Source organism: Wolbachia endosymbiont (group B) of Apotomis betuletana (genome assembly GCF_947250475.1).
Lineage (GTDB): Bacteria > Pseudomonadota > Alphaproteobacteria > Rickettsiales > Anaplasmataceae > Wolbachia.
In genome coordinates this window covers 669,383-694,230 of record NZ_OX366320.1, presented here as the reverse complement: position 1 = coordinate 694,230, position 24,848 = coordinate 669,383, and the positions used below count along the sequence as shown (strand labels likewise).

17 protein-coding genes and 2 pseudogenes are annotated in these 24,848 nt (G+C 34.4%); 10 read left to right on the top strand and 9 right to left on the bottom strand.

The features are described from left to right. Positions 1-136: 136 nt before the first annotated feature. A pseudogene (gene wmk / locus OOK82_RS03105) lies at positions 137-1,024 on the bottom strand (WO male-killing family protein Wmk). 362 nt (positions 1,025-1,386) lie between these two features. On the opposite strand from wmk, the gene OOK82_RS03100 reads away from it, so the two are divergent. The 3 genes from OOK82_RS03100 to OOK82_RS03090 all read left to right on the top strand — a co-directional run bounded on the left by OOK82_RS03100 (position 1,387) and on the right by OOK82_RS03090 (position 7,476). Then, a complete protein-coding gene (locus tag OOK82_RS03100; RefSeq protein ID WP_264686955.1) occupies positions 1,387-2,307 on the top strand; it encodes an Rpn family recombination-promoting nuclease/putative transposase in 921 nt (306 codons plus the stop codon). A gap of 115 nt (positions 2,308-2,422) precedes the next feature. Continuing rightward, positions 2,423-3,898 carry a hypothetical protein gene (locus tag OOK82_RS03095; RefSeq protein WP_019236549.1) on the top strand — a complete coding sequence of 492 codons (1,476 nt, stop codon included), beginning with the start codon at positions 2,423-2,425 and terminating at the stop codon, positions 3,896-3,898. A 53-nt stretch (positions 3,899-3,951) separates the two neighbouring features. After that, a complete protein-coding gene (locus tag OOK82_RS03090; RefSeq protein WP_019236548.1) occupies positions 3,952-7,476 on the top strand; it encodes a cytoplasmic incompatibility factor CifB in 3,525 nt (1,174 codons plus the stop codon). Between the two features lie 1,035 nt (positions 7,477-8,511). On the opposite strand, the gene OOK82_RS03085 is transcribed toward OOK82_RS03090, so the two are convergent. Continuing rightward, positions 8,512-9,168 carry an exopolysaccharide biosynthesis protein gene (locus OOK82_RS03085; protein WP_141456732.1) on the bottom strand — a complete coding sequence of 219 codons (657 nt, stop codon included), beginning with the start codon at positions 9,166-9,168 and terminating at the stop codon, positions 8,512-8,514. A 379-nt stretch (positions 9,169-9,547) separates the two neighbouring features. Here OOK82_RS03085 and OOK82_RS03080 point away from each other — a divergent pair, with 379 nt between their 5' ends. After that, positions 9,548-11,806, top strand: coding sequence for a hypothetical protein (locus tag OOK82_RS03080; RefSeq protein WP_264704374.1), 2,259 nt, complete (start codon positions 9,548-9,550; stop codon positions 11,804-11,806). Between the two features lie 179 nt (positions 11,807-11,985). Here OOK82_RS03080 and OOK82_RS03075 read toward each other — a convergent pair. After that, positions 11,986-12,949 (bottom strand): IS630 family transposase gene (locus OOK82_RS03075; RefSeq protein WP_264704656.1). Its coding sequence is split into 2 segments (ribosomal slippage): positions 11,986-12,534 and positions 12,536-12,949, totalling 963 coding nucleotides; the frame shifts between segments, so codons are not numbered across the junction. A 302-nt stretch (positions 12,950-13,251) separates the two neighbouring features. Here OOK82_RS03075 and OOK82_RS03070 point away from each other — a divergent pair. The 3 genes from OOK82_RS03070 to OOK82_RS03060 all read left to right on the top strand — a co-directional run bounded on the left by OOK82_RS03070 (position 13,252) and on the right by OOK82_RS03060 (position 15,584). Continuing rightward, positions 13,252-13,707, top strand: coding sequence for an Hsp20/alpha crystallin family protein (locus OOK82_RS03070; RefSeq protein WP_141456730.1), 456 nt, complete (start codon positions 13,252-13,254; stop codon positions 13,705-13,707). Between the two features lie 197 nt (positions 13,708-13,904). Beyond that, the gene (locus tag OOK82_RS03065) at positions 13,905-14,987 is read left to right on the top strand and encodes a hypothetical protein (RefSeq protein ID WP_264704373.1); all 1,083 of its coding nucleotides are present in this window, start codon (positions 13,905-13,907) and stop codon (positions 14,985-14,987) included. 384 nt (positions 14,988-15,371) lie between these two features. Then, positions 15,372-15,584 (top strand): plasmid pRiA4b ORF-3 family protein, encoded by a 213-nt coding sequence (locus OOK82_RS03060; protein WP_141456728.1) that lies wholly within the window; start codon positions 15,372-15,374, stop codon positions 15,582-15,584. Positions 15,585-15,701: 117 nt separating this feature from the next. On the opposite strand, the gene OOK82_RS03055 is transcribed toward OOK82_RS03060, so the two are convergent. From OOK82_RS03055 to OOK82_RS03030, 6 genes and pseudogenes are all read right to left on the bottom strand, one after another. Beyond that, entirely contained in the window at positions 15,702-16,712 is a 1,011-nt protein-coding gene (locus OOK82_RS03055) for a hypothetical protein (RefSeq protein WP_141456727.1), read from the bottom strand. Between the two features lie 66 nt (positions 16,713-16,778). After that, positions 16,779-18,266 (bottom strand): recombinase family protein, encoded by a 1,488-nt coding sequence (locus tag OOK82_RS03050; protein WP_264704372.1) that lies wholly within the window; start codon positions 18,264-18,266, stop codon positions 16,779-16,781. Continuing rightward, positions 18,259-18,699 (bottom strand): DUF2924 domain-containing protein, encoded by a 441-nt coding sequence (locus OOK82_RS03045; protein ID WP_264704370.1) that lies wholly within the window; start codon positions 18,697-18,699, stop codon positions 18,259-18,261. Before OOK82_RS03045 ends, OOK82_RS03050 begins: the two co-directional genes overlap by 8 nt. Before the next feature lie 4 nt (positions 18,700-18,703). Then, on the bottom strand, positions 18,704-19,165 hold the full coding sequence (locus OOK82_RS03040) for an ankyrin repeat domain-containing protein (RefSeq protein WP_264704369.1): 462 nt from the start codon (positions 19,163-19,165) through the stop codon (positions 18,704-18,706). A gap of 33 nt (positions 19,166-19,198) precedes the next feature. Further along, positions 19,199-19,927, bottom strand: coding sequence for an ankyrin repeat domain-containing protein (locus OOK82_RS03035; protein WP_264704368.1), 729 nt, complete (start codon positions 19,925-19,927; stop codon positions 19,199-19,201). Between the two features lie 167 nt (positions 19,928-20,094). Further along, positions 20,095-20,469, bottom strand: a pseudogene (locus tag OOK82_RS03030) (phage tail protein); the annotation flags it as partial. A gap of 221 nt (positions 20,470-20,690) precedes the next feature. Between OOK82_RS03030 and OOK82_RS03025 the strand changes: the two are divergent. From OOK82_RS03025 to ltrA, 3 genes are all read left to right on the top strand, one after another. Then, entirely contained in the window at positions 20,691-21,635 is a 945-nt protein-coding gene (locus OOK82_RS03025) for an IS110 family RNA-guided transposase (protein WP_264336326.1), read from the top strand. A 302-nt stretch (positions 21,636-21,937) separates the two neighbouring features. Continuing rightward, positions 21,938-22,987 (top strand): AAA family ATPase, encoded by a 1,050-nt coding sequence (locus OOK82_RS03020; protein ID WP_264704435.1) that lies wholly within the window; start codon positions 21,938-21,940, stop codon positions 22,985-22,987. Between the two features lie 514 nt (positions 22,988-23,501). Beyond that, complete coding sequence (gene ltrA, locus OOK82_RS03015; RefSeq protein WP_264686936.1) at positions 23,502-24,833, top strand: group II intron reverse transcriptase/maturase; 1,332 nt, start codon at positions 23,502-23,504, stop codon at positions 24,831-24,833. Positions 24,834-24,848 lie beyond the last annotated feature (15 nt).

Below are 24,848 nucleotides of genomic sequence, written 5' to 3'. Positions count from 1 at the left end.
TAGATATTTACTGCTGTTTTTTATCAGCATTGGCATAGAGCCATAGCTTTCGAGTGAAGTCAAATCAATTTTTAAATCTTTTTTGCTTATTTTTTCATCAAGAAATTAAGATATTAATAGATGCTGATTTTTTTACTTAAATTTGTTGAATTTCGTCTAAAGAGATGCCTACCGCTTGCAAAATAATATCAATAGAAATTCCTCCTTTCACTAAATCCTTTATCTTTTCTGCTCTTTTCACCTTCTCTTCCCAAATTCGCATGCTTTCAAACAGAGATTTTATTAGTGCATTACTTGGCTTTCAATCTTTTTGTATTCTTCAATTAAATTCGGTAATTCATTTTCTACTATCTCATCTTCTTCTATTAGCAGATCTGTAATACTAATTGATAATGTTTCTGCTATTCCATATAATTTATCAAGTGGAATAGCAACCCTTCCTTGCTCATAGTTACTTACTTCATCACGTGTTGTAGTCATTTTCTCTGCTAAATCCTTCTGAGTATATTCCCGTCCATTCTTTTATCTTCTTTCCTATTTGGCAGTAAATAGAACCTCCTTTTTCTTCAACGCATTCATCAGCAGAGAGACCAATTGTTTTTGCAGCAATATCAACAGAAACTCCTGCTTTAACCAAACCTTTTGCAATCTTTATTTTCTCTGCTTTTTTACTACTTTTCTCACTAACTTGAATAAATTTGGTCAGTAAAAAAAACATTCTACGTAACTCCTGACCACCAATCCTTTTATATTCTCTTATTAAATTTAGTTCTTCATTTTTAAAGCAGATTTTCTCATTTGATACAGGAATAAGATCCGTAATATTAATTGATAACACCTTTGCTATAGAGTACAACTTTTCAATCGAAATTTTACGTGTTCCTTTTTCATATTGTAGTACTATTTGATACGTTACACCGATTTTTCCCGCTAAATCTTTTTGAGTATAACCCTCTGCTAACCTAAAACTTCTTACCTTCTTTCCTACTTCGTGATCTAAAGAATTAGTATAGCTAACGGTCATTCTTTTTCATAACCTGCCGTTTTAAAAGTTTCAGATAGAAATTTTGCTAGCATATGTTACCTTTGTTGAGAACTAGTATATTAAATGCCTATAATGTGACAAGCTAAGAAGTTCTCACTTTAAATAGGTATCTTTGGAGGCTGCTAAATCATGAATCCATTTGTTGGCATTTTAATATACTTATAGAAGAGTTGATAAAAAGATCTACAAAAGGGCGTCTAAGGTGCATACTAGGGTTATCTATGAAGGTAATTTTTCCCAACTCTTGAAATTTAGCTAACTTTAATAGGCTTTAGTATAAAAACGTTGTATATTTCTTCACAATTGTGTATAATAATTAATGCTTTTTATCTTACTTTCTCATGGCTCTTTCGAAGTTTCTTGATCCCAAAAATGATGTCGCCTTTCGCCGTATCTTTGGTACTGAAAAGAATAAAGATATTCTCATTCACTTCCTCAATGATATTCTGGGTTTTACTGGCAAAAATGCAATACAGGATATAGAGTTTTTAAGTACTATTCAAGACCCTGATATTGCCTCTAAAAAGCAAAGTATTGTTGATGTCCTCTGTAGAGATTCCACGGGGGTGCAATGGATTATTGAAATGCAGGTCGCTAAAACCAAAGGCTTCGAGAAACGTGCCCAATACTATGCTGCTAAAGCCTATTCAAGACAAGCCGATAAAGGTGATCAATACCAGGACCTTAAGGAAATTATCTTTATTGCTATAGCAGATTGTATTTTATTTCCTGATAAGTCTGAGTACAAATCAAAGCATACTATTCGCGATGAAGATACTAATGAACGTGATCTAAAAGATTTTTACTTTATATTTATTGAGTTGCCTAAATTTCCAAAAACAAAAGAAGATCAGCTTTCAAGTATAGTTGAAAAATGGGTCTACTTCTTTAGATATGCAGATGAAACTAGTGAAGAAGAGCTAGAGAGAATAATAGGAAGTGATCTAATAATTAAAAGAGCGTATGAAGAATTAAATAGGTTCAACTGGTCAGAAAAAGAATTTATAGCCTATGAACAAGAGATAAAGCGTATTCGTGATGAACAGGCTGTCCTCGCTCAAAAACTCGATGATGCCACTCAAAAAGGTAGACAAGAAGGTAGACAAGAAGGCATCCAAATCGGCCATGAAAAAGGCAGAAAAGCAGAGAAAATTGAGGTTGCAAAGAATCTACTTAAAGCAGGAGTTTCTATTGACATTATAACTCAAACTACTGGTCTTTCTGTTGATTATATTGAGAAAATTCAAGAAAAGAAGTTTTAGCCATAACGTTTTTTTATTAAACCCTCTATTCTGGTAATTTTAATATTGCAATCCATTCTAATTTCTGTATAATGCCTTTTTTACATGACACTGTTAATACTTAATAGGGGGGATAATGCCAACACAGAAAGAGCTTCGGGCTACGATGTCCAAAAAATTACAGGAAGCTATTAAACATCCAGATCCAGCAGTTGTTGCCGGGAGGAAGTCAGCTATCAAGAGATGGGTGGGAGTCCTTCAAGATAACTTTATGGAGCACATAAAATACTTTAAGGGTGATAAGTTGAAGTTTTTGCACAATGTATTTCAAGATGAAGGTTGCTGGTCAGGTGTAAGGTTGGATAATGCTGCTTTAGGTCAAAGGTTTACTGAAGAAAAAATAGGTGGAATAGATAATCCACTTCGCAAATATGAGATGGCTTGTAGTTACTGTGTAGTGGATAAAATTCATCCTCTCTTTCAAAAAAGATTTGAATCTTATAGGAACAAGTTTCCTCCTGGTGCATTTGATGGTAAAACTGAAACTGAATTTGGCAAATACGTACGAAACTCGTTACTAGATAGCATAAAGAGGAAAGGTCCTGTATTTGATTTCTGGATCGATAGAGAATCTGGGGAATTAAAGAAGTATGATGCAGTAGAAGGTTTTGACAGTGCTGTAAAACTTAAGTGGAGTGAAGGGGTAGAGTATTTTTATAATCATTTAAAAGAAGAAGATAAGGAAAAGAAGCTCACAGAAGCTATTCTTGCTCTTTCTCGCGTTCAATCTGTTGAGAAAGACGCCCCTATTTTAGATTTTTGTGTAAATAAGATAGTCGATAAAGATACTCTTTTACAGAAATTATCACAGAAAGATAAAGGAGTATATTCCCTTTTTGCTGAATTAATAGAGTCATGTTTTTTTGATACGGTTCATGATTTGGTACAGTGCTGGTGTTATAAAGAAGTTTCAGCAAGAGGAGACTGTTCGGACAAAATATTCTCACAGCGAGACTATGAGCTTTTTCTTTCCTCTCTTTCAGATGTGATGTTGAAAAATCCTGAATCAAATGTTCAAGCTAGATCTCTTATTATGGAATTTTGGGAATGTGGTAGCTTGTATCAATACAGAAAAGCTGCTGTTAATACTTCTAATTATACAGTTCCTACAAGTGGTGTATTTGCAGAGTTAATAGTCAATTGGAGACGAGAAGACATTTATAAGACTGATGAAGAAAAAGAAATAGAGAAAAAAGAAATATTAGATATGATGTCATTTGCCAAAGATTGCTTTCCTGAAAAGTTTGAGCTCTTTAAAAAACTAATAATAAGAGACCTTAGATTATGCGGTAGGGAAGGTAAAAGAGTAAATGTAGATTACGGTCTGTTTGCAGAAGAATTATTCTCTGAGTTAGAGAAAACAATTTTACCACCTGGTCCTGTAGGTGATGGTCCTTGCAGTAATTTGCGATCACGATCTAAAGCTCATGGTAGTAAGAAAACAACTTTGCCAGTTGATGATAGTCCGCAGTCTGAGCTTGGAACTCCTAGTGTAAGTGGTGTTTCTTCTTATAAGAAAAAAAGCGTCTTTACGCTTAGTGGTAATAAGTAATCCACTTATGAACTCTTGGTGTTTCTGGTCGTAGTAAATAAGGGGTATTTTGTATGAGTAATGGTGATGGACTTATTAGGAGTTTGGTGGATGGAGATCTTGAAGGATTCAGACAAGGATTTGAATCTTTTTTAGATCAATGTCCATCTTTCTTGTATCATGTAAGTGCAGGTCGTTTCCTTCCTGTATTCTTTTTTAGTATGTTTTCTACTGCACATGATGCTAATATCTTAAATGCAAATGAGAGAGTCTATTTTCGTTTTGATAACCATGGTGTTAATCCACGTAATGGTGAAAATCGAAATACGGCAAACCTAAAAGTTGCTGTTTATCGTGACGGACAGCAAGTTGTCAGATGCTACAGTATTTCTGATCGTCCTAATAGTGATGGGTTGAGGTTCAGTACAAGGGAGAGAAATGCTCTAGTACAAGAGATTAGACGGCAAAATCCAAATTTAAGGGAAGAAGACCTAAATTTTGAGCAATACAAAGTATGCATGCACGGAAAGGGCAAGAGTCAGGGAGAGGCAATTGCAACGGTATTCGAGGTAATTCGTGAAAAAGATCGTCAAGGTAGGGATAAATTTGCCAAATATTCAGCATCTGAAATCAATCTTATTAGACGGCTCTTAGGAGATCACAGACTAACAATTAAGGAAATAGAAGGAAGACAACTCAATCAAAATCAGCGTAGACAACTTGGTAGGTTGGTCAATTTTGCGCAAGTAGCACAGGGTCAACAAGGAATTGATAATTTTATGGAAATGCTAGCGAGTGATAGAAGACAAGATGTAAGAGATAGAATACGCAGAGAAATTTTGCCATACATAACTGACATCTATAATAATTACAGACAAGTACTGGAAAATAATATTGAAAATCGCAATCAAAGATTTGAGGGTCACGGGTTTTTATTAGGTTTCTTAGCAAATTTTAGTCATCGCTACACAATAGGCATCGATCTTGATTTATCTCCTAGAAACACACATGTTGCATTTCTTGTACGTCATCAAGCAGAAAGAGAAAATATTCCTATTGTTATTAATCTTGCTATATTTGACACACCGTCAGATGTTACATTAAACTGTGCCATAGGCTACGCTGGAAGGTTACACACTTCTTCATTTATACCTATCCATACTGAATCAAGAAATACTGTCTGTGTTGGATTAAATTTTAATTTAGATCTAGATCCTTTTAGTGTTGATACAGTAGAACTTCAACAGGATAGATTTCCTTTAGTACAAAGATTATTTGAGTGTTTGGAGAATGAAGGCATTAGAGAAAATGTTAGAGATTTCTTGCTTCACCATCTTCCTGCTGAAATACCAAGAAATGCAGAGAATTATAATAGAATATTTGATTGCATAACTGGCTTTGCTTTTGGAAGTAGTGCTTTTGATAGGCACCCTTTAGAACTAGAAGAGGAAGACGAAGCACCTATAACAAAGTACATATTTAGACATGGTGATGAGGGTTTAAGATGTTTAACTATGGTCTTTCATGCTGAAGGTTCTGATATAGTTATACTTCATATTAGAGCTCACGATGCGCAACAACAAGGAGCCATCAATTTACAGACTCTTAATGTTAATGGAAATGATGTTCATGTGTGGGAAGTTTCATGCACACTTAATAATCAACTTGAACTAGATATTGATCTACCAAATGACCTTGGTTTATATCACGATTACCAAAATAATAATGCAAATAATTTTCTTGCTGGTGATCTTGTACAAGTGCCCAATACTGAAAATGTACATAATACTTTAAATCAAGTTGTGAATGATGGCTGGAAAAATATAGCTCAGCATAGAGGATTATTTCAAGAGATCTCTGGAGCATTGATGCCGCTTGTGGATACAATAAATGTTAATAGTGAGGATAAGTTCCGTTCTATACTACATGGTACATTTTATGCTAGTGATAATCCTTATAAAGTGCTTGCTATGTATAAAGTTGGTCAAACATATAGTTTAAAAAGGGGGCAGGAAGAAGAAGGAGAAAGGGTAATACTCACAAGAATTACAGAACAGAGATTAGATCTTTTATTATTAAGACAACCTAGAGAGAATGACCTAGATACTCACCCAATTGGATATGTGTTAAGACTTGCTAATAATGCAGAAGAAGTAGGACAACAGCAAAATGATGCGAGACAAGAAATCGGAAGACTTAAGAAACAACACAGAGGATTTATACCTATTACTTCTGGAAATGAGGTGGTTTTGTTTCCTATTGTGTTTAATAGAGATGCACGCGAAGCAGGTAATCTTATACTTTTCCCAGAAGGGATAGGAAGAGAAGAGTATGTACACAAGCTTGATCGTCATGTTCGCGGTTCAAGACCAGGAGGATTAGTGGGACCTGAAAGTGTTATTGATGAGAATCCACCAGAAGGTCTATTATCAGATCAGACTCGTGAAAACTTTAGGCGTTTTTACGAAGAAAAAGCACCAGGACAAAATTCGATTTTTTTGCTTGATATAGGCGACAATCTACATGTTCCGTTTAGTTACTTGCAAGGTACTAGAGCACAGGTAATAGAAACATTAAAGTCAAGAATAAGGGGAGGTGGTACTCCTACAGCACAAGGAATATTACAACAAATAAATGCTATCCTTCGTAGAAACAACGCTCGTGAGATAGAAGATGTGCATGATCTACTTGCACTAGACTTTGCAACAGATAATCAAAATTATCGTTATTGGCTACAAACTCATGACATGTTTTTCGCTGCACAACAATATACTTTCTATGATGATCGATCTAATCCAACTAATAATCGTCATGATTTTACAATAACTTCAGTAGGAGTCGATGGAAATCAAAATGATCCAACAGGTAGGGGCTTATTAAGTAGTCACATAGCTAACTTTAAACAAAAAGTAGATTCGGGTGAAAAAGATAGATTAATTGCTATTATTAATGTAGGTAATCGTCATTGGGTTACATTAGTTATTGTACACCAAAATGGAAATTATTATGGGTATTATGCTGATTCACTTGGTCCAGATAGTGGTATTGACAATAATATTCGAGGAGCTTTAAGAGAATGTGATATTAACGATGATAATGTCCATAATGTTTCCGTTCATCAGCAAACAGATGGCCATAATTGTGGCATATGGGTATACGAAAATGCTAGGGATATTAACCAAGCTATTGATCAAGCTTTACAGGGAAATAATAACTTTGGAGAGAAAGGTGAGGGTATTATAGGTTATATACGTGGTCTTCTTAGTGTAGGCATTGGAAATGACACTAGACAATCTCAAAGAAATGAACAATACTTTAAAAATCGGAGAAGAAATATTTCACAATTATTCCAAAATGATCCTCTATCTTCTCCTAGGGGTAGACTGATTCAAGATCATCCAGGAATTCAACATGAAATTGATCCATTACTATTACAATTTTTAGGACTCCAATACCCACAGCGTGGAGGTGGAGGAGCATTACAATTAGGCGGAGAAAGAGTGATATCAATTGATTTTGGTAACCCGCAGTCTGCATTAGATAAAATTGATGGAGTGAGTAGAGTTTATAACCATAGCAATAGTAGAGGTAGTAGGTAGAAGTTAATAGGTGGATGAAGTTTTCTTTACTCTATATTTACGCATTGGTTGTAATCGGTCTTCTAGGTTGTTTCTGCATATTTTATCTTACTATTACCCACAAATATAAATGTTTGTTGCGTAGCTCTTAATGGCATAACTTTTGCTTGAAATAACTGTTTATATGGTGCAATTTACAGCTTTTAGTTGCTAAAATTATAACTCTTAGTTTAATAATTTTAATCCAATAAGCTTTCAGGTTAATAAAATTAAATTATTTGAGTAAATACAATACTATGTTTTTATTTGTGGGTAATAGTAAGATATTTTATGGTGGTGTTTATTAACAATAATATAGAAGACTATTATTAAGACTCTTGTCCGTAAAGCACCTTCATTTGCTCCTCTCATGAGAGTGATATTTCCTTCAAATCAGCTAGTTTTAGATGCTGAGGTTGTGTGCCGTTTAAAATGGCTTCCTTAATTTTGGGTATCAAATAATTTAAACGTAAGACCCATTGTAAAAGATAAGATTTAATTTGAAAGAAAAATTGATGTGGTTAAAACTTGACCTTGCGCAGTATAGGAATATTTTTTATAAAAAGAACAATATCGATTTGAAATGTAAAATTATCATAAATTTTTCTTTTTATTCTCAAATGAATTACTATTAATTCAGTAAACTATATTATTAATATCTCAAGTAAATCAACCATTTTCAGCGCTCAAAACCAAGTGCGGTGAGAACAAGTTTTTTTGGTATGGATTGGACTTCCAAACGATACATACGAACTTTTTTATATGGTGATTTTATTATACGCTGAAATCACCTATATTGCCTTACTTTCGCTAAATCTACATATGAACTGTTTTGCCTAACTTTGTTGTAAAAATTCCAAGCTTTTACTTTTAAAACGCCGCTTTTGTTTAAATTGTTCTCACAACAGTACGTACTTTTTTATGCTTTTGAGACACAAACAGTAAACAAAAGAATTTGCTTCCACACTGGTTGCCATGGTATTTCTATAGAATATCTAATTTGCTAATAGCTCAAGATTAACCGTATGCAAAACTCTTGAGAAAAGAAAACGCACTAATTATAAGCTGTGGACCTTTTACTATTACAATAAGAGCAAATAATATTCCACACAAGGATACCAACACTCCAAGTATCGAGACAAGCCCGTCTTTATTCATAATACCAAGTGAAATAAGAGTCGTACCGATTGCTGGAATGAAGTGAGTCAACGGAAACGGATTGGCTATCACCAATACGCAAACCAGCATTATAAATGCCAAAATCTTTTCACCTGGCCCACAGAAGATAAAAGACATTCTCGGTTTCATGAACTTTTCTATTTTTTTTAATGCAGGTAAAGTTTTTTTAACCACAAGGGCTAATGTTGAACGTTTAAAGGATTTCCTTTCCAACCAACGTGGCATCCAGGGAGAATGAAACCCAAGCAGAAGTTGTAATGAAAACAAGATTAAAGGTATAGAAAGAATAGTTGTATAACCAGGTGGAACCGGTATAGGCACCGATAGCGGCAAGGAGAAGATGATTATTAAAATACCAAAACCACGTTCTTGTAAAGCTGTTTTAATGTCAAACAATGTCACTTTATCACTATCAGCAGTACCAGTACCTGCAACCTCTTTTAGAATATCAGATGCTAATTTTTTATCTTCAGTCAAATTCTTACCCCTTTTCACAATTACCTTTTAACCAAACGACCCAATAATTAGCATAATCACTACTATAACACAACATCTATTCTTGATTTAACTGATTCATTCCTCTTTGAATTTCATACTTATGGTCTTATCTGTTTCGATACAAATTTTCGTTATTAGAAGATAAATGAGGTATATTATGAATTTGCTTAAACTCTTCAATTATAGGCAAAAAGGCCCTTTATACTGTACTAATAATGGTATTAGCTACGTGCTTTAACGTTATTATAATATTTTGCATATAAACCTATTTTATAAAAATTCACAATATGAATTAGTAAATAAATTATGTTTAAATCAGTTGCGTATATAGTAAATATAATGCATTGTGTGCCTTTGTTAATAGAAAGGTATAAGTATGCCTAGTTCAAGGCAGGTAGTACAATATAACTCATTTGATAGTAATAACCTTGAAGACACTACTTTGCCTTGCGTATTTAAAGATTTTACGATTACTTCTGAAGAGATATTTGAGATTGGTAGTGAGGGTAACCAAGTAATAGATAATTCAGATGGTGAAATAGAAAGGCTGCAACAAGAAAACTTTGATCTCAAGAAAAATGAAAAGCTCTTGGAATGCTATAAAGGTATAGCGGAAGAGTATGATCAAGAAGTGAGTGAGCTCAGCAAGAAAAATCAGATCCTAGAAAAGAAAATTAAAGAGCTTGAAGCTCAATTACAAAGAAAAACAAGAGAATTAACTAAAAATGGCCAAGAAATTGAACAGCTAAAACAAGAAATAGAAAAAGTATTATTGGACGTGAAGAATAAAAATGACATAATAGGGAACTTGGACAGCAAATTAGAAGATATGAAGAGTGAAATACAGATGATAGACAAAAAAAATGAAGAGTTACAGCAAAGGTTAAATTTGGTTGAATCTAACTCAAGTAGACTAAGAAAAGAAAGTGTAGTGCTGGTAGACAGTATAGAGGATTTGAAGAGTAATTATGAAAACCAGATATTAGAAAAAGATAAGGAACTTAATGATGTAATAGGCCAGCTCTATGTTTATTTATCAGAGCGTGAAGAACTGTTTGCAGAATTTAGTTCATTGCAGAATGAAAATGAGAGTTTAAAACAGAAAAACTTCTATATTAGTAATGAAGTGTCTCTTGAAGATGAATTAAACAAAGAAAACGTAAGAAAAGAAATAGTAAGACCTCAGTCTACAACAAAAGTGGAAATGAGGCGTATCAATGATAATGATGACCAGGAATCAATATGGCTATATAGAGAAGCAGAAGATTATCAAACAGGTGAAGATAAAAAACCTAAAAATACTAACTACGACATTGGAGTATGGAATGAAGATGACGATGAAAGTAGCGATGATCAAAAATCAACCTGGCTGTACGAAAAAGTAGAAAACAATCAAGATTATCGAACAAGTGAAGACAAAAACCTTGAAAACACTGATTACGATATTGAAGTATGGAATAAAGATGACGATGAAAGTAGCAATGATCAGGAATCAACTAGTGAAAGTGACTATAATGTTAGCTATTGCTTTGATTATGATGAAATTGTTGGTAGGACCTACGGTCAACTAGTCTACAATGCAAACATAATACGTAAAAAAGATTCTTTTTCCTTAGCAAAAGTAAAATTAAGAGAAAGAGAAAGAGAAAAATATGAAAGTATTTGGCAAAAAATAGATAATATTCATGATGAATTGGATGCTTTGGGTAACTATGGTAATGAAGAGGATTATGAAGAGTGCAATAAAAGACTTGATAAAATTGTAAGCGAGGCGCTGAAACAAAGAGTAATGTTCACTCTTCCGTATAAAGCTAATATATCTTTAGTGGATCGCATAATTGATACATTGCAAAAGCTATATTTTTCTTACGATACTACCCGAATTTATGGATTTTTAGATGAGAAAAAGATATTGCAAATAGTATCAAGAGGTGCGTCTTTAAATAGATTTAGCGATGAAGAACATGGCGATTTCGTGAACATAATTTGCTCAGATAGATACGCTCTAGATCAACGAGAAAAAATACTTTTAGAACTTAAGGACTTGGTGTACAAAAGTATCGTAGACGTAAGTGTAAAAACTGATGATCATGATTTTGAGTTAGAGATGGACAATGGACACTTTTGTATAAAATATCCAAAAGATAGTGTTGTCGAAGTTGCAAGAATATTCAACAATAAAAAAGCTAAAAATTTAGGTCTGGAAATTGGTATGCTTCAAGTTGGAGAAAGTATAGTTAGAGTTGAAAATGAAGAAGGAGTTAGGAATTACACCGACATTTCGGAGGGTAGAATTGAAATGTCTTTTACTACTTACTTTGGGAAGGTCAGTGTTTATTTATCTCCTAGTGATAGAGATAATAATAAAATAGAAGTAAAGCTCGCCAACGAAGAAAGCATAGCACGTTTTAGTAAGTTGGAGGATAAATCAAGTTTAGGGGGGAGCTGTCTTTTAGGAGGAAAAAATGTTTCTATAGGCATAGAAGATGGTTATTTTGAAATAAACAGTGACGTTTCTGAAGAGTTAGCTAAAACTATGAAACAGTCAGATTGTACAATAGAAAAATCATATGTTCCATCTAGCTTTATGAAAGAAGCTTATTGCAATCAGTTAGTAAATGAAAGGGGAATTTAAAAATCAGGCTCAAATATTTCAAAAATAACCATTCAAAGCAGCATTTTTTATACAACTTCGTTTTCAATCTATCTGGAAAGAAGATATCAAGTATTCAAAGTCCAATTCGACAAATCCATAGTCCATTCTTCCTCTAGCTTTTTTATCACTAATCCAAAATTTAGGTATAATACCAAATATCATAAATAAGTAGGCAAATAACTCACAGAACAAATAGTTTTGATCGAACTTTCCGTAATATTACGAATGAATGCACATATAGTATCCTCCAATAAACTAACAGAGTCATATATTCTATTTTTAATGAGATTGTCTTTCAAATATTGCCATAAACGCTCTACTGGATTTAACTCTGGTGAATATGGAGGTAAGTAGATTAAGGTAATATTTTGTGGTATTTTTAAACCTTTGGATCTATGCCATCCTGCACAATCCACAATAAGAAATGCCTCCCTTGTTCCTAAATATTGTGACATCTGCTCAAGGAATATATTCATACAATCAGTATTGACGTTTGGTGCGAATAAACTAGAAGTCTCTCCATTTCTAGGATTAACTGCACTATAGAGATAAAAGTTTTGCCTACCTAATTTCACCTTAACCTGTGTCCTAATGCCTTTTTTAAACCACCCGTGTCCAATCTTTGAATGTGTGCCAAACCGCGATTCATCGAAGAAAAATAGCTCTTTTTCGGGATACGTGACAATAGTTTCATTAAGATTTTTTTTTAAACTTTTCTTGTTTATTTTTATCCTGTTTATTGTGCACAGGCCTTGGAGTAATATACGAAAAACCTAACTTTTGCATCAGTCCATGTGCTGTAGACTTACTTACCTCAATAGAAAACATTTTCTCAATTATGATTTTTAATTTCTTAGCCGTTAGGTTGGCTCCTTCTTCTGCTATGACATTTTTAATTTCTTCTTGCTGCTTGTAGCTCAACTTCGGCTTTACTCCACGTCCTGGTTGTATTTTAAACGCATCGACTCCTCCTTCCTTAAATCTTGTAATCCACTTCATCAATGTAGTTCTAGTAATTCGGTATATTTGAGCAACTTTTGTTATTCCATATTCTTTTCCAGATATTATTGCCTGTAATCTTCTTCCTATCTCTCCTCTTATTCCGTGCTTCTTTAATTCCAGGTTACACTTATTATATCATTCTTCTCCTATTGCTTTACTTTTTCCTGCCATAACTCCTCACTAATTCTTAAATTGTTCTATTTTAGAAATTTTTCTTTATTTGTCTATTTATTTTTAGGAATTGGTATTAGTTTATTGGAGGATACTATATGTGCATTCATTCGTAATATTACGGAAAGTTCGATCAAAACTATTTGTTCTGTGAGTTATTTGCCTACTTATTTATGATATTTGGTATAAGGTATTGAAACTAACAAGTGGAATGATTACATAATGCACATATTAGTGAAAGGAGGTACAACATGAGTAATATAGTTCATTCAAATAAAAACAATAACCGTGATAACTTTAGTGTAAGAGGGTTACAAAGGGCCGTTGATGACATATTTGATAGCTTCTTTACAGGATGGAATCCAGAGCTTTCCAGAAGAAGCAACAGTCTATTACCAGCTTGTGACTTTTATGAAACAAAGGAAAGCTATTGCCTCTCATTAGAGTTACCAGGTATTTCCAAAGAAAGCATAGATATTAGTATATCTGGCGATAGCTTAATAGTGAAGGGTGAAAAGACATGTGATAACGAGTCAAAAGATAAGCAGTTTTATCATCGAGAAAGGTACTATGGCTCTTTCTATAGGTCTATTCAGCTTCCAGTAAATGTGGAGCGAGATAAAGTATCTGCTAGTTTTTCAGATGGAGTATTACATGTAACCATACCTAAGTCAGAGAAACACATCAAGAAGATTGATGTAAAGTAACCAGTAAGTGGTAGCAGGCTTCTAGTTTGAGGCTTGCTATTTTGAATCATTATAGATAGAATATAATAAAGTTCTATTGTCTTTGCGTATTTGTTGTACAGATGGTGTAAGGCCTTTGTTGCGTTTAGGTGTTGTTAATAATCTATTAATGGTTCTTATGTTATAATCAAGTTTAGGGGCTTTAATAAGTACGGACTATGACAGAAGCAAATCCAATAGTTACGTTGAAGGTTAAAATTAAAGAATTTAGCTTTAGTAAATTAAAGGCTGGCGAGAGCAATAAATCAGCACACTCTGGTGAAACAATGTATTTCGATCTTCCAAGAATGAACTTTGTTATTAATGGAAAGATTATAGATACAGTTTTAACCTCTGTGTTAATGGAAGGAGCGAAATATCGCAAAAGCAACCTTTTTAATAGTTATGATATATATAGCGCTGAAGCCGCAAGCAAAAAACAAAGAGAAATAGATAAAGATCATGGCAGGGCTTTTGTTAATTCAGTCCTTAAGGATCTTGAAAAAGAACTTGCATATAACGCGTTAAGTGAATTGTGGGAAAGTCATTGTGAAAATCCTGAAATTCCTGATTATCAGAAAACCAATTCGTACGGTAGAGATTTTGAGAGATTTTACAATGCTGGAAGAGAGCATATGCATCTATTACTCAAAGTAGGAGATGAGAATAAGAACTACCGACCATTTGTAAAGGAAATTTTTAAGGAAATGTTTAAATATGCTGAAGCAGAAGTTCCGAGTGCCCCTATCTTAGAAGAACTAGTTACTAATTGTAATCAAGCAGGATACTTAGCAGGTATATTTATTGAATATCACTCTGCACTTAGCAATTATCGATTAACAACGCAAGACCCTGACAAAGTAATGAATATTGATTACACTGACCATAATAACATAAGAGTAAAGTCTGATATGGAAATACCTGTAATCAAATTTGATAATCCAGGGGAAAAAATATGTGGTCTATCCACCTCACTGGAATTTACACTTGAGTCTCAAGATGGAAAAGATGGTGTAACCTATAAAGACGGTAAATTATCACTCACTGTTCCCAAGGAATTAAAAAATTATAAAGAAGGAGATAGAAACTTGCTCTCTATTATTAGAGAATACTTTCAAAAATTCTGTGAAAAATTGGGATTTAAATTTGAGATGGAAACACAAAAAATAGAGCATGATTTAGACGATTTGCCGAAAGTAAACAGTCATCTTCAAGGCCTAAGAACGCCTATTTCCAGCAACGACCATATCATCGGTCATTAAAAGTAAGTATGTGTTGTCAGAACGAATGAAAGTTCAGTTAAGCTTTTTCTAAAGTATAGCATTTCTCCTAATAGTCCGAATAGGGTAAGATATGTGGGTAAGGTTATGTTTGACTTGTGTTGTTTTTTTGCTATTGGTTAATTTAATGTAAGTTAAAGATAAATTAAGTGGATAAGAAAAAGAAAGTATACTTATTTAAAGTTTCTCTAGACAAAAAAATCTACCGTGAGATGGAATTGAAAGCTGTCTTTATAAATTTGCAGAAACTATCATAAAGGTCTTTAGTTTTGAGTTAGATCATTAATTTGGTTTTTATAGTAACATAAACGATATTTATGAAAGTAATGAAGTATACACTTTATTTTATAATACTGATTATAGTTTATGCCTAATGAAAAAAGCGTCAAAAATTCTTATATCTACAAGGTTTTTGAGCCAGATAAAAAAATGATTTTTCTTTTTGATTATGGCGATAATTGGGAATTTTTAGTAGAATGTTGTGGCATTATTGAAGCAGAAGCTGGAACAAGATATCCAAAAGTTACTAAAAAGCAAGGAGAGGCTCCTCCACAATATCCTGACTACGAAGATGAGTAGTGTAAACAATATACCTATTAAGTTGATGGATTGCCTTGAGGAAAATAGCAGCAGGTTTAGTACTTGGTTAGTAAATTAGAAGTATTTCTTAGGAAATTATTTTAATATCTGTGTTTTTTAGGAATGTTCTCTTGCGTTGGATCGGAAGAGCTCTTCTACCTTCTCTAGCTTTGTACTCGGTTCTAGGGTACTGTACAACGCAAAGCTTATGCATGCCAATCCAGCAATCACTCCAACTGTTCCTATAGTAGGCATTTTCATAATATGTGATACAATACCACTTACCAGTAGCACCACCCCAACGGCACCAGTCAGAATCGCTCTCCGTTGCATTGCTTTTGTTGATGATTCTTCATCTGCAATTTTGAAAGATTTATCGTTAACACAAGGGTTAGAAGAAAAGATTCTTAAAGCATTCAGCTCTTTTACCACCGTTCTTCCTGAGTTAGCGAAATTCCCTTGATTTTCTTCATTCCTTTCATAATCTTCACCATTATTAATCTTCTTGCACGGCTGAGTGCCAGTTTCTGCGGTTTCTTCTTGTTGTTCTCCATAAAAATTTTCTTTATTCTTATCCGAAACTTCTTCAATATCTTCTGAAATATTATAAGCCACTGATCCTTCCATAATAGTTTCTATTAACGAGTTTTTTTCTTCTTTGTCACTTGTCATATTTGGATTCATCACTTCCTTATCATCCCAAGGCTCAAAACCTTCTACCCTTACTACACCATCTTTAACAGTACTATATGTACGTATTAATTCTCCATGACTTCCTAAGTAGTCCGAGACTATTTTCGTACGATTAAACTCCTTAAAAAGCCCATGTTTTTTAGCTTCTTCTAAAAGATCATTCTCAGCTTGCTTATTCTTGCAAAATCTAGCATAATGTAATAGTGTGAATACGTCTCTTCTACGTTCATATATATCAACTATTAGTATCCACGGAATCTTTCGTGTATCATGAAAGGATTTACTAATTTTTTCACTGATACTTTTACCCTCTTGTATCCTTTTTAATAGCTTAAAAAGCTCCTTTTTATCTTTGCTTGTTAACTGATCTTGATCAAATGGCAACTCATAGGTTATATCTGCTTCATTAGTTTTTCCGGTAATTAGTTTTCTCATATTATTTTTTTCTTTGTATCTCTTATGTAGCTAATTTGTATTAGTAAAGTATTAATCGTGTGATTTTTAAATCGCTAATTTGCAAAATTTCTTCATCTGCTCACTCCACAGCATTGGTATTTCCCTCAATTCAACTAACTTCAAACCCTTTGGCTGCCTCCCATTTACTATGTCTTCTTTGATCTTTGGTGCTAAATAATTTAACCTTAAAATTTGTTGTATACGTCTTGTACCTATATTAATTTTGGCACTTAGCTCTCCTACGCTTGCATATTTTCCCTCTTCTAGCTGACGTTTCCATAGGTGGGCTCCTACCACTGCTTTCAGTAACGCATTGTTTGTTTTACCTTCTGGCTCAATCACTGTACATTTATTTCCTTTCTTCTTCATTATTGGTATAAATTCCACCTTATCCTCCGAACCCATTTCTATTCCATCTTCTTTTACCATTACTCCTTTTATTAACTTTTTCACTACTTCTTTCTGTTTTCCAAAACTTAAATTTTTCCACTCTTCCGCTTTTTTTCCCCATTTTTCATATAGCTGTTCAGCTTTCTTCATCACTTCTTTTTCCACTTCTCCCGCTACTATAGTTCTGTTTATTGATTCACAACCTTTTCCCCTTAAGTGATTGTTACATATGTAATATCGATATCTTTTATTTTCTTTTTTTGAGTATGTCAGCGTCATGTTCACATTACAACTCTTGCACTTAATTATTCCCCTAAGTAGCGCTTCCTCATATTTTGCTTTTCTATATGGTTGATTCTTTATCAATTCCTGCGCTTTTTGCCATTTTTCTTCCTCTATTATTGCTTCATGTTTTCCTTCATACTCTTTCTCATAATGCCGTATTTTTCCCATATATATTGGATTTGTTATTATTCTTCTCACCGTCGCTTTTTTAAAGATATCTGATTTCGTATGGTACCCTTGGCTATTTAACTCTCTTGCCAACTCTGCCATTGACTTCAGCTCCAAATATCTTGCAAATATATGCTTTACTATTTTTGCTTCTTTCTCATTTATTATTAATTCTTTATCTTTTACATCATACCCAAACGGCAAAGTTCCTCCCATCCATAGTCCGTGTTCTTTTGATGTTGCTATTTTATTTTTTACCCTCTCTACTATCATTTCTCTTTCTAGTTGTGCGGCTCCTGATAACACCGTTTGTACGAACTTTCCCATTGGCGTATTATTGTCAAATATCTGCGTTACTGCTACAAAATTTACTCTATGTCTTCTAAAAAATGATGTTACTTCGATGCTGTCTTTTGTTTCCCTTGATAATCTATCTAGCGTATATACTACTACACAATCTACTTCTCCTTTTTTTACATCTTCAAATAATTCCTTTATTGCTGGTCTTTCTAAATTCTTTCCTGAGAAACCTCCATCGTCGTACCTTTTGGCCAATGCTACCCAGCCTTCTTTGCTCTTTATGTACTTCTCACATGCTACTCGTTGCGCATCTAAACTGTTAAACTTCTGCTCTAGACCGTCTTCATTTGACTTTCTCGTATATATTCCACATCTTATCCCTTTACACATTTTCCCTTCCCTTTTGATCACGCAAACCAAATAGGAGCGGCCCATTGTAACTCATTCCCATTATTTTTCCGGCTACTGCTGATAATGATGTGAAAAATTCTTCTCTGTAGATTAAACCCTTATCTGTTACCATTACTGCGTGAGTCTCTTCCCCTCTCTCTAATATTAGCTCTGTTCCCTCTACTGGCAGTTTATCGCTACTTATTCTTTTTCCCTTCTCTAGCCGATCTGCCAGATACTCTAGTCTTTTTGTCCCCTTTCTTGACATTTCTCCATACGCTTTTTCCTGCATTCTATAAGCTAATCTTGGTATCAGATATTTCTTTGAGTATCTAGGCGCCTCTTCCCCAAATACCTTCTTCCACGTTTTTCTCAGCTCACCCAAAGGTTTTCTCTCTAAATTCATTACTTTCTTTTCTATTTCTTCCTCCATATTTTTAGCCTTTCATAAATAACTTTTCAATTCTGTCTGTTTCTTTCTTTAATACCTCGGTTACTTCTTTACTATAATCCATTGCTGTCATTCCAAATTTATCCGCTTGCTCTATTTCTGCTCCTGCTTCCACTAACTCTTCTACTATTTCCACTTTCCCCACCATACATGCAAGGTGCAATGGAGTGCATTTACTTCCATATTCCTCAGCATTTACGTCTGCTCCTGATTTTATCAATTCCCTCACGATTTCTAGACGTTTCTCCGTTACCGCTAGATGCAGTGCTGTATATCCTCCTATATCTGTTGCATTCACATTCACTCCTTTTTCAACTAATAACCTCACTGTTTTTGCGTCTACTGCATAATGTAGAGCTGTTCTTCCTTTTTCGTCTCTTTCATAAATATTTTTACATGAGTTCTCTAATAATTCTTTTGCTGACTTCTCTTTCTCTTTTTTACTCATAATTTACCTCACCTTTTCTTTAAATTTAAACCCCTAAGCCTTCCTTCTCACCACCTCATCTATCATTTCATTCACTTGGCTCATTATCTTGCTTGCTAAATTTTTACACTCTTCCTTTATTAGTGACTTATCTTTCTTCCTTATTTCTTCTATCTCTATTATTTTGAACTCAGGTAAATAGCTCCTATCCAACATATCTGCTATTTCTTCCACTATCCTCTCTATTCCATAGCACGTCAGTTCTCTACTTTTTGTTATTCCTCCTTTTTCTCTCAGAAATTTACTCGCCCTTTCACTCTCTTTGCTATCACATAGACGATACTTTTCACTTTCCCAAATGTAATACATTGGTGTTGCACCATATTTATTCAGTTGATTAACCTCAGCTCCTGCTTTTACTAGCTCTTTTATTATTTCAACTCCTGCTCCTCCTATTTTGCATGCAGAGTGTAGTGGCGTACATCCAGTGACATATTGAGTGGCATTTACTTCTGCTCCTTCCCTTAGCAGCACTTTTACATTTTCTAAGCTTTTCGCAAATACTGCACAGTGTAGTGGTGTATAACCATTTTTATCTCTTGCATTTACCTCTGCCCCTTTTTTTATTAATAACCTCGCTGTTTTGTAATCAGAGATTTCTACTGCTTGGTGCAATATCGTCTCTCCTTCTTCATTTCTTTTATTAATGTTTTTAAACCCGTTACTTGATACTTCTTTAAAAAACTTACTAAAAGATTCTCTCTTTTCTTCGCTAAACTTCATACTTACCTCACAAAATTAGCTTTTCTAGCGCCAGATAAATTTCTTATGTTTACCTGCTGCTATTTAATTCATGTCCTTTTTAGCATAAGAAAGCAAGTCCTTTTCTTTTTATTTCATACGTTTTAACCTATTATTAACATAATACATGAGGATCTAAATATAAGTATTTAACTTATTACACATATTGCTTGACTATTTTTCCAACTTCTGTGCAAATGTCGATGTTCGTGCCACTTCAGTACTCCTGGGTAAAACACTAAAATGTAATTTTCTAATTCGTGTATTGAGTCTTTTTGCTCTGAATCTGAGTCATTTTTATAGTAAACGTTGTGTTCTGCTAAAACATATTTTCTGACCTTCTGATCTGTATAATTTTTTGCTTTATAGTTGTGAGTAACGCTAAATCTTTCTAAAATTGGCTTGTGTTTTAAATTCCAATATTGCCCTGAAAGTTTATCGCTTCCCAATACAAATTTATTTCCTCTTTCTTCTACGCTACTAACTGGAAAGCACGTATTTATGTCTCCTAAATCCCAACTGTTGTAAGTTAAAAATATGATATAAAGGAGATAAGAGGGAAGATAACCCTACTCACTATAGGAATAGAGTTATCACGGGCGTGTGCGACCGACCAACTGTTGGTATTATAACCGTTCGGATCAAGGTACACTAGCCCATCTCTCGATACGTTTGAATAGTTGCATGGGACATATGTATGCACCCGTTTACAATCTTAAATTAATTAAAACTAATCGAGGTTATTATGATTACATCTTATCAAAATTTTATTGGCATTGATATCGGAAAATTTAAAAATGTTGTTGCAGTTCACAAACAGAAGAACGCTGTCGAATTCGACAATGATACTGCTGGCTGGCAACAATTGTTTCAAGATTTTTCAAATATCTTACCTAATTCTTTAGTAACTCTGGAAAACACTGGAAAATATGAGCTTGGCTTAGCACATTTTCTTGTTGATAAAGATATTGCTGTACATCGAGCTAATACTCGCAAAGTAAAAAGCTTTGTTCTATCTCATGGAACTTTAGCAAAGTCTGATCAATCAGATGCAAGAGCCCTTGCTCAGTATGGGTTTGAACGCTATAGTACTCTATCTCTATTTGCACCTATGTCAAAAGAACAAACAACCTTAGTTGCACTTTGTCAACGTCGTGATGACATTACAAAAATGAGAGCTCAAGAGAAATCTAGGCTTGCAGCACCTGAAAACGACCATATAAAAGAAAGCTGTCAGAAAACTATTGAATTCTTTAATAGCCAGATAGATGAGCTCAACAATACCATACAAAAAATTATTGATGAGAATCCAGAGTTACAAAAGCGCCAAAAAATCCTTAAAACAGTTCCAGGAATAGGTGCAAAATTATCTCAAGATTTTCTGTGTCTAATGCCAGAACTTGGTTATGTAAGTAGGGGAGAAATTGCAAGTCTTGCTGGAGTTGCACCTCATCCGAAAGAAAGTGGTAAAACTATTGGTTATCGCAGAATAAGTGGTGGCAGAAGCAACGTTCGTGAAAAGCTTTTTACAGCTGCGATGTCTGCTTCAAGGTCTAAGTCTGCGCTTGGTGCCTTCTATTCAAGGCTTGTTGGTAAAGGTAAAAAGAAGATGGTGGCTATGACAGCTCTAATGCGTAAAATCATAGTAATTGCCAATGCGAGGCTTAAAGAAGCAGTCAATGTGAATTAAAAAAATCTGCATAGAAAATAGGTTAACGAATATGTGGATAAATACGTCTACACACATTTAAAGTATTTATCCACATATTCGTTAACCATAAGATCTAAGCAGTAACTGTTGTTTGATACAAAATTTTTCTATGATTAAGTTAGGGTTTTTATTGTCAAAAATGCACTTTTTACTCGAATAAAAAACAAAATTACAAACAAAAGTTGTAATGAAACTAAATTCAAAAAATTTTAAAAAACATAGTTGATTGTGAGCTAGCTAATCTCAACTTTACACGTATGAAAAATATGTATGGGAATTTTATGTCTAAAAAGCAAAAAGAGTTAAAGATGTTATTGATTGATAATATCAAGGAGTGTGTTTCTTACCTACTTCCAAATGGTGAGTTTTACCGAGAAAAAACTTATATCGGAAACTTAAATGGAAATACAATTACAGTTAAAATAGTAGGTAAGGAAGCTGGTGATTGGCGTAATTTTACCAAAGGGACTAGCGGTGATATTATTGATCTTTGGATTTTGATTAAAGGTGATATATATTCTGCTAGAAAGTGGCTCAATAAAAAATCAAAGAGTGGAGAAAAAAAAGGGGGGAAAAGAGAAGAAAAAATATTTTCTGTAAAGCAGTACTTAAGTGATCAATCACCAATACCAGAAGATATAATAGCTCCACGAATTCTCACTCCAGGTGGTCTTTTAGTCATTGGTGGTACGCCAAAGGTTGGCAAAAGTTATTTTCTTCTCTCTTTGCTTGCACATCTTGCAGCAGGAGTGTCGTTTCTTAAGATGAAGTCAGCAAGGCCACTAAAAATAATCTATCTGCAAAATGAGATGGAGTACAATTATATCAGGGAACGCATACAACAAATCATAACTAATCAAAGGCTGCCAAATCTAGCAGAGGAAAACTTGATTGTTACTACAAAGATGAGATTAACTTTAAATGATGAAGGTATAGAGAGAATAAAAGAGATCATAGGGGAAAAATTTAAAACGATAGATCTTATCGTCTTGGATTCGATTGACTATGAAAATATATTTTCTGGCCTGCAAAGCAGAATAGAAAAATTACGTTCTATAATTAATCCTATGGCTGGAATCATTATTACACGTCATACCAGAAAAGTATCCACAGCTACACTCGCAAAAAGTCCTTTTCAAGCTTTAATTGGTGCTAATGCTTTAAGAAGTTTTTATACATCTGGTATGGTAATGTTTCAACCAAATAAACGTGCAAATGTCTTGCAAGTAGTATATGAGCTAAGAAACGGTAAATCAATACCAGCAAAATTCATTAGCAGAGTAAATGGGCGTTGGCAGAACTCTAAAGTTATAGCTACAGGTGCGCCGTAGAGACATGGAAAGTGTTGAAGCTGCATGATAGATGAGGGTGGGCCCCTCGGAGCCGGTTTACAAGAGCAGGCTTTAAACAACCATAAGCTGCTTTGGTAAAGAGCCAAGGTGGTGAGCGTTATGGAAAAGGTGCAACTATGCATCATGTGTGAAGTAGAGAGATGAACGAAAGTGAACCACTGATGAAGTGTCGAAAATGACAATTAGGAGGCGTCAAAACCAGGGGTTCTGTAGTAACCTGGGATAAGTCTATCAGGAGCTTGTTTACTGGGTAGATGGCGTCCGGCATAGAGGTGGCATGAATCTATTTTAGGCTATTGTGCGGAACTACGGGAACCTGTCGTTTCGATGATAAGGAAGAAATCCAAGGAGCTAAACTCTAAGGATGAGAGTACCGATGCGAAAAACAGGGGCGGATCAGCTCGTAGTAGTGAAGAAGTTTCTGTAATGGGAATGGAGCGAAGGGGCTGAGTTATTTAGTTTTAGTTATTTATCAACCGCAAGGGAGGAGTTAATGAATAAAACAAAGTCTTTTGATATACCAAAGCAACTTATTTGGAGAGCTTATAAACAAGTATCGAGAAATAAGGGTGCTGCTGGTGTAGATGAGGTTTCGATAACAAAATTTGAGGAAAATCTAAAAGATAATCTGTACAAACTATGGAATCGGATGTCATCTGGAAGTTATTTTCCAGAAGCTGTAAAAGCTGTTGCAATACCGAAAGGTACAGGAAGAGGACAAAGAATTTTAGGTGTTCCTTCAGTAATCGACAGGATAGGGCAAACAGTAGCTTCTATGTATCTTGAGCCGCTAGTAGAGCCAAAATTCCACGAAGATTCATATGGTTATAGACCAAATAGATCTGCATTGGATGCGGTAGACACAGCGCGTAAAAGATGCTGGAGGTACGATTGGGTGATAGATCTTGATATATCAGGATTTTTCGACAATTTAGACCACAAGTTGGCATTGCAAGCTATCAAGAAGCACACAGACTGCAAATGGGTCATACTGTATGTTGAAAGATGGATGAAAGCTCCAATTCAGCAAACAGATGGCAGTAAGGTAATCAGGGATAAAGGAGTTCCACAGGGAGGTTCAATAAGCCCGATAATCTCAAACATATTTATGCATCATGTATTTGATGAGTGGATGAGACAAAAGTGCCCAACAATACCATTTGAGAGGTATGTAGATGATGCGATAGTGCACTGTAAGACTCAGAAGCAGGCGGAATTTATGAAGATAGCAATTGAAGAAAGATTGGCTGAGCATAAGCTAAAATTACATCCTGAAAAGACACAAATTGTGTACTGCAAGGATGACAATAGAAAAAGTGAATTTCCTACGCAAAGTTTTGATTTTCTGGGCTACACATATAGACCAAGGTTAGCAAAAAGTAAAATAGGAAAGCATTTTGTTTCATTTCTTCCTGCAATTAGCAACAAAGCCAAGAAAAATATTACTACAACCATAAGGTCATGGAAAATACTACGAAATACACACAAAACATTAGAGGAAATATCAAAGATAGTAAATCCAATAGTCAGAGGATGGTATCAGTACTATGGCAGGTTTTACAGGAAAGAGATATACAAACCTCTGAGAAACATAGAGCGGCACCTAGAAAAGTGGGTCAGAAGAAAGTACAAGAAACTTCGAACTCATGGAAGACTAGCAAGGCAACTTCTAGGAAAAATGAGAAAGGAAGGGCCAGAAACTTTCTACCACTGGATATTAGGTTTAGGTCAAAAGATGAATAATGGAAGCTGTGTGAGTCGAGAGGTTCATGCACAGTTTTGCGAGGGGCTCGTGGGGAAGTTCCACCGGTCTACTCTCCCTTAATTTGTCCGCAAAACG